Below are 5,662 nucleotides of genomic sequence, written 5' to 3' on the forward strand. Positions count from 1 at the left end.
GGTGTCACGGGCGTGGGCGCGGGCGGCACCGGCGGGGTGAGCGAGAGCGCCGGGATGGGCGGAGCCTGGACGAGGACGGGCTCGTCTCCCGGCCGCGGCGCGGCGTCCGTCTGTCCCAGCAGGAGCGACGTCAGCGGCGCGGCCACGGCGAGGCTGCTGACCAGGGTGAGCACGGAGGCGCCCGCCGCCCAGCGCGAGGCACAGCGAGACGTGGGCAGGGTGATGAGCCGCCGCACGCGCTCCGGCAGCGAGCCGCCCAGCGCGGACATGGCGGGGCTCGGCGTTCCCGGCAGCACGCGGAGCGTCTCGAGCGCCGTCAGCGCCCGGGCGTAGGAGACGGAGTTGCCGCTGGCGGCCACCGCGACGTCGTCGCAGCAGTGCTCCCGCTCGACGCGGATGACATGGGAAGTCCAGCGGACCGCGGGGTGGAAGAAGAGCAGCGTCTCCACCAGCACCTGCGCCAGGTTCACCGCGAAGTCGTGACGGCGGATGTGGGCCAGCTCATGAGCCAGCACCATCTCCAACTGCCGAGCGGGCAGGCCCGCCAGGGTGGACACGGGCAGGAGCACCACGGGCGACAGCCAGCCCACCGCGGCGGGCACGTCCACGTCGGAGGACTGGAGCAGCCGCACCGCGCGGTGCAGGCCCAGGCGCCGCGACAGGGCGTCCAGCCGCTCCTGCCATGCCTCGGGCGCGGGCAGGGCCCGGTCCGCCAGCCGGCGCAGCTTCATCCACTCCGCCGCCATCCGCCCCGAGCTCAGGCCCACGCCCGCCGCCCAGGCGAGCACCAGCCAGTGCAGGTGCGCTTCCACCAGGGACAGCGCGCGTTGCAGCAGCAGCCCGGCCATGACCAGGAACGAGCCCAGGCCCGTCAGCACCGCGCTCTCGAAGCCACTCGCGGCGCCGTCCTCGGCCATGTCCGCGTCAATCCACGCGGGCGCCGTCGCGACGGGCGACAGGCGCCAGGCGGGACGCGCCGCCGTGCTCTCCACGGGGTGGGTATTCGCGGCATCCACCCGGAGCGGCGTGGGCGGCACGGAGGTGTCCATGGCCACTCGCGCGGGCGCGCCGTGGAAGTGCTTCCACCCGGAGGCCACCGGCAGCGCGAGCGCCAGCACCAGCGCCCCGCAGGCCAGCGCGTAACGCGCATGCGCCGCGCGCCGCCCCACCGTGACGAGCGCCACCGCCAGCAGCAGCGCCACCAGCGTGCCCTGCCAGAGCGAGTGCAGCAGCGCCCACCCCAGGGACTCCATCAGCAGCCGGCTCATTCCTCGCCTCCTTCCAGCGTGTCGAGCAACCGGCGCAGCTCCGCCAGCTCCTCGGGGCGCGTCTTCTTCGACGACAAGGCCTGCATCGCCAGCCGCGCCGGAGAGCCACCGAAGGCGCGGTCCACCAGGTCCGTCACCAACTGACGCTGGGTGCGCTGCTCCGTGGCGCGGGGCCGGTACACGTGCGCGCGCTGGGACTCGTCACGCTCCACCAACCCCTTCTCAGTCATGATTTGCATCAGCTTCAGCACCGTCGTGTACCCGGTGCCCTCCGGCTCGTCGCGGGTGAGGGCTTCATGCACCTCGCGCACCGTGCTGTCGCCGCGCGCCCAGAGGACCCGCAGGATGGCCAGCTCCCCATCCGTGGGACGCGGCAGCTTCGTCTCACTCATGACGCTTCCTTCCGTGACTCGATTGCCTGAAGCCATATTACGAATGGATTCGTAGATGTCAACGAAGCCCTTCGTAGATGCGGTCCGTCAAAAGCCCCCTGCCTCTGGGTGAGGGAGGGGGCTTGGAGGCTTCAGGCGGGTGCCCGGCCGTCAGCCTTCCTGGCGCCTGGCGGGCTCCGGGGGCGGCGTCTGGGCGGCGGCCTGGCGCTCCCAGAAGCGGCGCGGGTGACCGTCACCGCGGGTGCCGCCGGAGAGCCGGTCCACCCAGGGATAGCGCTGGGCCTCCTCGGACGTGTAGCCCAGGTTGAAGACGGTGGGGCTCTTGGGCTTGTCACCGGACTTCTCGTAGAAGGTCCCGAAGAGGCGGTCCCAGAAGTAGTTGGTGATGCCGTAGTTGCCCTGTTCGTTGTGGAAGTGGTGCGACAGGTGCAGCCGCTTGATGTCCTTCAGGAACGGGGACCTGGGCGTGTAGTTCAGGTGCTGGATGCAGTGGCAGAACTCATAAACGCACGTAATCACCATGGCCCAGCCCAGCGCGGCGGCGGCGCCCGCCTTGCCGCCGATGAGATAGCCAATGGGTGCAATCACGCCGCCCACGGTGGGGAGCACGTTGGCCAGCGCGCCGAAGAGCACGCGCAGGTCGTGTGGGTCCTGGTGGTGGTCGAAGTGGATGCGCTTCCACGTCGCCGCGGTGAGCGGTGATTTGTAGAGGAAGCGACTGTGCAGGATGTGCTTGTGCACCAGGTACCAGCCGAAGGGGAACGCCACGCTCGCGGCGAGCATCGCCAGCAGCATGCGCAGCGGGTTCTCGAGCCACTTCACGGCCAGGGCCAGGCTGATGATGCCCACGGTGATGTAGGCCACCACCGCGTAGTAGGTGAAGAACGAGTAGACCAGGTCGCCCAGCGTCATCCGGTCCAGGTTGTGCTTGCGGTGCTTCAGGAACGAAAAGGGTTCGCTGACTGCCACGGTATCCTCGCGACAAGCCGCTGCCCCCACGGAGGCAGACGAAGCAGGAGTGTGTGCGCGCCGTCCCCGCCGCGCCATAGCGTTTTCCTGGCGCAGGCAAGAAGCAACCCTGCTGAATGAACAGGCGGTGTGTTGCCTGCCTGCCCAGAAGCCAGCCCAGGCACGGGCTTCCTTCGCGTCCGATAGCAGCCCACTTTCCTGGAAGCGAGGATGACTTTCCGGGAGGCGCGGATGGCGGAGCACGAAGGACAGCAGAGACCCAGGACCCAGGTACGCAGGCGCAGGACATCGGCTCCCAAGACAGTGCGCACGGGTGAACGGAGTGCCGCGCCGGACCGGGGCAGCATCGCCCTGCGCCGCACGGTGTCGGAGTACCGGGCCACGGCGGAGGAGCAGGCGGCGCGCGTGCGTGAGGAAATCGAGGCGGCGCTGGTCCAGGCCCGCGGCACCCGCGAGGCCATTGAGCAGCGCATCGCGGATCAACTGCACGCGCCGCCAGTGAGCCCCACGCCCGCGCCGCGGCGCAAGCGCGCCACCCGCCGGGCGTCCCGGAAGTAGCGCGTCGCTCAGGGGGTGACGCGCGTGGGGGAGGGCGCGGCCACGGGGGCGACGTCCTCGGGCCCCGCGCTGGAGGCGGGCTCTCCCAGCTGCTTCAGCTTGCGCGCCAGGTCAGCGGCCTGCGCGCCCTTGGCACCCAGCTCGTTGCCCTGCACCCCGATGAAGGAGACCCGGGCCCGCTCCAGCAGCGCCACCTGCGCGTGGAGCTGGGCCAGCAGCCGCTCCTTGCGGCGGGCCAGCACGTCCAGGTGGTTGAGCTCCTCGCCCAGCGAGGACGCGGCCAGCTCCAGCTGCCGGCGGGCCACCGCGTCCTGCGTGGCGGCGGCGCGCTCCCGCAGCTCGCGCACCTGGGCGTCCACGTCGTTGGCCACCACGGAGCCGAGCTGGGCCTCCAGCCCGAAGTGGACCTCCGCCAGCGAGAAGCTGTCGCCCGTCATCTTCTCCAGCACGCCCAGCAGCTCCGTGCGCCCGGTGCTGGACGGCATCTTCGTCACCACGTCCTTGCACTGGCGGTAGAGCGTCAGCGCCCGCGTGGCCAGGGTGCGCGAGTCGCCCTTGAGCGCGTCTTGCAACTGGCGGCCCCGGGCCTCCACCGCGTCCAGCTCCACGCGGAGGTTGGCCGGCAGCGTGCCGATGCTCCAGAAGAGGCCCACGACGAGGAAGCCCACCAGCGCGGGCAGCAGGCCGTCGCTCCCCAGGAAGCGCGCCTCCAGCACCTGCTGGACGTAGAGGCCCAGTGGGACGAGCACGCCCGCGGCGGCCGCGCTGGTGGCCACCGCGGCGGGCTGCCCCGGCTGCTCCCGTCCATGGCCCAGCCAGGCCACCAGCGCCGCGGCGAGCGCGCCCGCGAGGCTCACGGGCAGCGGCTCCGGCGCCCGAAAGAAGTAGGGCAGGGCGGGCAGCACCGTCAGCGCCAGGCGCAGCGCCAGGGGGTGGACCCCCGTGGGCTTCACGCACGCCTGCGCCGCGGCGACGATGGCGAGGTACTCCGGTGTGAGGTGCAGGTCCGGCACGGCGCCGGCGACCAGGCCCATGCAGGCGGCGCCTCCCAGCGCGCGAAGCGTGCGGGTCTCGAACTCTTCGCGGTGGAAGTACTGCACGGAGAGGGCCATGGGTTCACCGTCCTGCTAGTACGCGTTGTTCTGGCCGAAGTTCCTGAGGGACTTCTTGAGGAGGTTGCGCGACTCGGCCTGCGCCTCCTCCTCGCTGGACGCTCCGGCCAAGGCTGCCTGGGAGCGGCTGACGTCCGCAAGCTCCCCGGACAGCGAGGCCGCGGACGTGCCGAAAATGGCCCGGGCGTTGTCCAGCAGGCCACGGGCCTTCGCCTTGTTGCCGCGCTTCATCTCCTTCGCGGCGGCCACCATCTGCTGGGTGCCCAACGCCCGGGTCGCGTGGACGCGCACCTCCTTGTCCAGGTACGCGCGCACCAGGTCCAGGTCGCTGGTCACCTCCGCGGTGAGCCGCAGCGCCGTCTCCGTCGGCACGTCGCGCGCCACGTCGACATAGTGCACCCGGGCGTTCAGCAGGGCGAGCGCGCCGGCCGTCCGCGGGGTGTCCAGCGACAGCTTCGCCATGACGCGCACCGTCTGGGCGCTGGCCATGTCGTACAGCGGCACCTTCAGCACGTTGCCCTCGCGGAAGGACGCCATGCCCATGACCTCCACGTGCCGCACCTCGGGCGGGACGTCCAGCCGCAGCTCCACCAGGCGCGCCACGGTGCTTGTCGCCTGGTCCAGCTCGCGGGAGAAGACCTCCGCCAGCCGCGCCGAGTCGTCGATGAAGCCGGAGAAGCCGCCCCCCTGCTCGGCCATGCCGCGCATCAGCGTCTCCTGGTAGTCCCGGCCCACGCCCAGCGCGCTGACGGTGATGCCGTCGCGGCGCAGCTGGCGGACCTGGTCCAGCAGGCCCGGCTCGGACACGATGCCCGTGGTGGGCTGCCCGTCGCTCAGCAGGATGGCGCGGCTGACGCGGTACTCGCGCATGTGGGGCCGCAGGGCGTTGGCCGCGGCGTCGAGCGCGCCGCTGACGTTGGTGCTGCCGTCGTCCTGCAGCCCGGAGATGAGCGTCAGCAGCTCCGCGCGCGCCTCCTCCGTCATCCGCCGGCTGGGCTGCACCCGCACGTCGGTGCCGTAGTCGATGAAGGCGAGCCGGTCATCGGGCGTCAGGCGCCGCACCAGCTCCGTGGCGGCGCGCCGGGCGTCGGCCAGCTTCTGGCCGTTCATGGAGCCGGAGCGGTCCAGCACCAGCGCCAGGCTGACGGGCACCCGCTGGCCGCCCTCCGCCGGGCGCGCCTTCAGCTCCAGCCACGCGAAGGCCTCGCTGGGCCCCGTCTGCACGTACGCGCCGGACAGCTTGCCCGCCATGCTCAGGGCGCCGTCCTCCGGCTGGGACGTCACCAGCGGCAGCGTCCGCGTGGCGGGCGGGTCCTCCGGGCGCTTCACCGTGTGGCTGGTGTCCGTGACGACGGGAGGGGGC

6 protein-coding genes are annotated in these 5,662 nt (G+C 71.9%); 1 reads left to right on the forward strand and 5 read right to left on the reverse strand.

The features are described from left to right. The 3 genes from G4D87_RS32655 to G4D87_RS32665 all read right to left on the reverse strand — a co-directional run. The coding region (locus tag G4D87_RS32655) for a M56 family metallopeptidase (RefSeq protein WP_163786600.1) at window positions 1-1,268 on the reverse strand (1,268 nt) is incomplete at its 3' end. Next, window positions 1,265-1,660 carry a BlaI/MecI/CopY family transcriptional regulator gene (locus tag G4D87_RS32660; protein WP_026113917.1) on the reverse strand — a complete coding sequence of 132 codons (396 nt, stop codon included), beginning with the start codon at window positions 1,658-1,660 and terminating at the stop codon, window positions 1,265-1,267. The genes G4D87_RS32655 and G4D87_RS32660, both read right to left, overlap by 4 nt. A gap of 150 nt (window positions 1,661-1,810) precedes the next feature. Beyond that, window positions 1,811-2,629: a sterol desaturase family protein gene (locus G4D87_RS32665; RefSeq protein WP_163786601.1), complete on the reverse strand. Its 819-nt coding sequence runs from the start codon at window positions 2,627-2,629 to the stop codon at window positions 1,811-1,813. 303 nt (window positions 2,630-2,932) lie between these two features. On the opposite strand from G4D87_RS32665, the gene G4D87_RS32670 reads away from it, so the two are divergent. Next, on the forward strand, window positions 2,933-3,187 hold the full coding sequence (locus tag G4D87_RS32670) for a hypothetical protein (RefSeq protein WP_240358793.1): 255 nt from the start codon (window positions 2,933-2,935) through the stop codon (window positions 3,185-3,187). An 8-nt stretch (window positions 3,188-3,195) separates the two neighbouring features. Here G4D87_RS32670 and G4D87_RS32675 read toward each other — a convergent pair whose 3' ends face one another. Further along, window positions 3,196-4,299 (reverse strand): hypothetical protein, encoded by a 1,104-nt coding sequence (locus G4D87_RS32675; RefSeq protein WP_163786603.1) that lies wholly within the window; start codon window positions 4,297-4,299, stop codon window positions 3,196-3,198. Between the two features lie 15 nt (window positions 4,300-4,314). Next, window positions 4,315-5,662: vWA domain-containing protein (locus tag G4D87_RS32680; RefSeq protein WP_240358794.1), on the reverse strand; the 1,348-nt coding region annotated here is incomplete at its 5' end.

The organism is Myxococcus vastator, from assembly GCF_010894475.1.
Lineage (GTDB): Bacteria > Myxococcota > Myxococcia > Myxococcales > Myxococcaceae > Myxococcus > Myxococcus vastator.